Raw genomic sequence first — 4168 nt, 5'->3', positions numbered from 1 at the left:
TTTTTACAGTATTTTGTCTTTTCGCCTGCATAAGTTTAGGCTACGCAGAAAGCTGGTCAACAGCCGGAGCAACGCAGAATAAATATACGGCAAGCGGCTGCTCTTATACCACCCAAAGCAGAACCTGCTGCGCAACAACGGGGGCGTGGTCGGACTGGGGCGGAAGCTGCCCAAGCTGTTCATCAAGCCAATGCTGGGACGGGACTAAATGCGCGGATAAGGAAGCTGTAAGCCGCAGCTGCTTAGGGAATATAACAAATGCGCAGTCTGGCACGCAGACAAGAACGGCAACATGCACAAACGGGACTGGGTGGACTTACGGTGCTTGGACTGGCACTTGCACTTGTACAACCGGATACACTTGGAATAGCAGTACTAAAAGATGTATAAAAGCCTGCGATACATCCGCAGCCGAGTGGTGTAATAACTGCGGACTTACTTTCAATGTAAATACTTGCAGATGTTCATGCCCCGTAGGCTCAAGCTGGAATGGCAAATGGTGTGTAACAAAAAACGGTACGATATACGCCTGCAGATAATATTTTCCGGGCTAAATTCCCGGTTCTCAACTAACCGCCCCGGCTTCGGTTAAGAGGCCGGGGTTTTAGTTGTTCTGAGTAAAAAATTTTTCAGTAAAGCCTTTATAACTTTATCGGCAGTTTGCCTTTTGGTTCTATATTGCCTAAGATTATTTCCGCCGTGGCCTGCGCGCTTAATTTGTTTACGCCGTAAATTGCTATTACGTTTTTTGCCTGAGGGTAGGATTTGATGTCGTAAGGGCTCATTAAAGAAAGTAAAATTATATCCTTATCTTCTTTCAAAAGCTGTTCTATGGCCTTTTTTTGGCTGATAATCGGTTTATCGGCCCATTGCAGACTGCCGATTATAACCAAGTCCGCGTCCTTCATACATTTTTTTGCGCGGCGTATATCCACGTCTTTAGGGCGCATATGCGCGTTGTAATGTTCCACTTCCCAGCCTTTTTCCAAGAAAGGCGCGTTAATAATGGGCAGCTGGTCGGCAAAGCGTGAGGGAGAAAAGAATAAGGAACATAATTTCGGCGCGGCGGACGGGGCTTGTCCATTATCGTTTTTTGCGGTAAGTTCAGCTTGTGCGAAATCCGTTTTTTGTTTGTTTTTTGTATAAGGCAGAACGCCTTCTTCCGCGCGCACCACCGTTACGGCCTGTTCCGCTATTTTGCCGGCGTATACGTTAAACGCTTTTATGGAATCAAAAATATCGTCTGTGCGGCTCTCTTCGTTAAAAAGACCGAGTTTGACCTTTAAATCAAATATCTTTTTTGCGGCGTCGTTTATTCGGCTTTGGTCTATTTCCTTGCCGACTTTTTCCATAAGCTGTTTATGCGTCAGCTTGGGGTTTCTTTTGCTGGTAAGAATCATATCCACGCCGGAATTTAAAGCTTTTGTCGAAGCCTCTATTATATTGCTGCCTTTGGTCGCGCCTGCCATATCAAGGCTGTCGGATATAACTATGCCTTTAAAGCCGAGTTCTTTTTTTAGCAAATCATTTAGTATGACGGGGGAAAACGTGGCCGGATGTTCCGGGTCTATAAAATCGTAGACGATATGCGCCGTCATGATGCCCATTACGCCGTTGTCTATCGCGGTTTTAAAAGGCGGAAGATGCGTTTTGTAAAATTCTTCTTTAGTCATATTCAGGCGCGGCAAATCCAAGTGGGAATCGGTAACGGTTTCTCCGTGCCCCGGAAAGTGCTTTGCCACAGCCATAACTCCGCCTTTTTGAAGGCCGTTTATAAGTGCGCCGCCCATTTTCCCTACAATTTCCGTATCGGCCCCGAAGGATCGCACCCCTATAATCGGGTTGGCCGGGTTTATGTTTACGTCCACCACGGGGGCGAAGTTTATATGAACTCCTACGTTTTTAAGCTCCGCGGCGACTATATAAAACAGCGTCGCCGTATCTTCCGCGTTCTGCGCGGCGGCAAGCATCATATTTGTAGGTAAATACGGAAATCCCAGCGTTACCGGCGTATAGACCGTTCCGCCTTCATAATCTATTGAAATCAAAAGCGGTATTTTATGCGGGCTTTTTTGCGCCCAGCTTTGCAGTTTGTCTATAAGTTTTTTTGTCTGCTGCAGGGAGTAATTGCCCCATTGTATAAGCACTCCGCCTACAAGCCCTTTTTGTATTGCGTCTTTATATTTATCGGCGTTGTCTATATCTGTGGCTATTACAATGGTCTGCGCCAGTTTCGCCTGGATATCCAAACTTTTAAAGATGTCTTCGGGGGTTTTCGACTCCGGCTTTTGGGAATCGTCGGAAGTCGTTGATAAAGATTCTTTTGCCGGCTCCGGCGCGGCTTGCGACTGCGCGGTGATTTTTATCGCTTTGGGCTTTTGCGCGTCGGTAGTTACCGCTTGGTTCTGCGCGAAAATCGGCGCGGCTCCCAGCAGTAAAATAAGCGGCAGCGCGGTCAGCCTCATTTTTCGGCCTCTTTTAACGTGATTACAGGCAATTCGTTTTTGGTGCCGAGCCTCAAAGCGGGGCCCCAATAGAAAGCGCCGGAAGTTACATATAAATTGGTTTTGCCTTTTTTGTATAAGCCGTATAGATTTTTAAATCTTAAACCGGTCAGATATTTAAAAGGCCAAATTTGGCCGTTGTGAGTGTGTCCGCTTAACATTAAGTCTATTTTGTTATTTGCGGCTTCTTCCAAATATAAAGGGGTATGCGAAAGAAGCAAATTGTAATTGTTGTTTGAAACCGTACCCGCGCGGATTATTTCCTCAAAATACTGCGGCTTTATGCCGGAAGACAAAATGTCGTTTATCCCGACTATATTTATTTTTCCCGCCTGAACGGTTTTGTTTTGCAAGGGGGTTATGCCGGCCTCTCTGAACAAATCCATATTTTTCATAATTCCGCCGTAATACTCGTGATTGCCTGTTACGCCGAATTTGCCCAGTTTCGCTTTCATGTCCTTTACGTTTTCGACGAACAGCGGGGTGTATCTGCCGGTGTCTTCAAAAATATCGCCGGTAAAAAGGATTAAATCGGGCTCAAGCGCGTTTATTTGTTTTGTCAGTTTCGCCGCTCTTGACGGCGTAACCGTTGCGCCGAAATGAGTATCTGACACCTGCACTATTTTAATGCCGTCCGTGCCCGGCGTTTCGGTTGTGATTGTCAGTTCGGTTATTTCCGGCTCTTTTAGAGCACGGCTGACGCTGACGGACGTCAAAACGAAAGCGGCTAAAATAACCAAAGGTCCAAGTGAGAAAGTTATAGGATGCCCTATCAGCTTGAAGATTAACTGCAGAAGCATTGCCGCCATAACCGTAATGAAGTACAAAAACAGAACTCCCAGCCAAGACTGCGCCATAATCTGCAAAATATAAGTGAAGTCATTATGCACTTGATGAGGCACAATAAACGCGGCGAAGAAAAATAAAGTCATAAAAACCGGCAATATCTTTGCAAACAGATTGAAAGACAAAAACGGCGTGTTTAAGCAAGTCCACGCCACCGCCACATAATGCATCATAAAAACTATCATGAAAGCTGTAAATAAAAACATAATTTATACCTTTGAAACGAAAATCCCTTTCTTTTTATTTTTTGTTACGTTGGCGAAGGAAAATAATTTCCCGTTCATGGCGACGTATACGCCGTTCGGCAAAGACTGCGCAAAAGCCATGGCCGTAGCCAAATTGAATATTCCGTCGGAAGTGCCGAATTTATACGGTATCATTGCGCCGGTAAGTACGACGGTTTTGTTTTTTATCCTTGCGCCGAGGTACTGCGCCGTATATTCCATAGTGTCCGTGCCGTGCGTTATGACTATGCTGGTCTCTTTGGCGTTTTTGCAGGCTTTTGCGATTTCGGCCCTGTCTTTATCCGTCATAAAAAGGCTGTCTTTAAGCATAAGCTGGGTTATTGCAACGGGCAGGCGGCAGCGCCCCATTTTCAGCACTTCTTTGAGGTGAGTTCTGGTAAAAAACAACTCTCCCGTAAGTTCATTGTATTCTTTATCAAAAGTACCGCCTGTGGCTATAATTCTTACCGACATGGAAATCTCCTCGGTTGATATAAAAATTCCCTCAATAATAAGTATAATATATTTATAGAATAAATAAGAGGGTGTTGTTATGGATGAGAAGAATGTTTTCTCCCAAATGGATTTTGGTCC

Annotated in this window: 3 protein-coding genes and 1 pseudogene; 1 reads left to right on the top strand and 3 read right to left on the bottom strand. The window is 45.2% G+C overall.

Annotated features, from left to right (window positions below):
* A pseudogene (locus tag ACQY26_RS04050) lies at positions 1-539 on the top strand (hypothetical protein); the annotation flags it as partial.
* A gap of 102 nt (positions 540-641) precedes the next feature.
* On the opposite strand, the gene nagZ reads toward ACQY26_RS04050, so the two are convergent.
* From nagZ to ACQY26_RS04035, 3 genes are all read right to left on the bottom strand, one after another.
* On the bottom strand, positions 642-2465 hold the full coding sequence (gene nagZ, locus ACQY26_RS04045) for a beta-N-acetylhexosaminidase (RefSeq protein ID WP_428047833.1): 1824 nt from the start codon (positions 2463-2465) through the stop codon (positions 642-644).
* Complete coding sequence (locus tag ACQY26_RS04040) at positions 2462-3556, bottom strand: metallophosphoesterase (RefSeq protein WP_428047832.1); 1095 nt, start codon at positions 3554-3556, stop codon at positions 2462-2464. The genes nagZ and ACQY26_RS04040 overlap by 4 nt, the downstream gene beginning before the upstream one ends.
* A 3-nt stretch (positions 3557-3559) precedes the next feature.
* Positions 3560-4168: asparaginase (locus tag ACQY26_RS04035; protein ID WP_428047830.1), on the bottom strand; the 609-nt coding region annotated here is incomplete at its 5' end.

The sequence above is a fragment of the Candidatus Proelusimicrobium excrementi genome, assembly GCF_937881865.1.
Taxonomy (GTDB): Bacteria; Elusimicrobiota; Elusimicrobia; order Elusimicrobiales; family Elusimicrobiaceae; genus Proelusimicrobium; species Proelusimicrobium excrementi.
The sequence above is the reverse complement of the archived record's forward strand: the minus strand, read 5'-3'. Positions and strand labels throughout refer to the sequence as shown.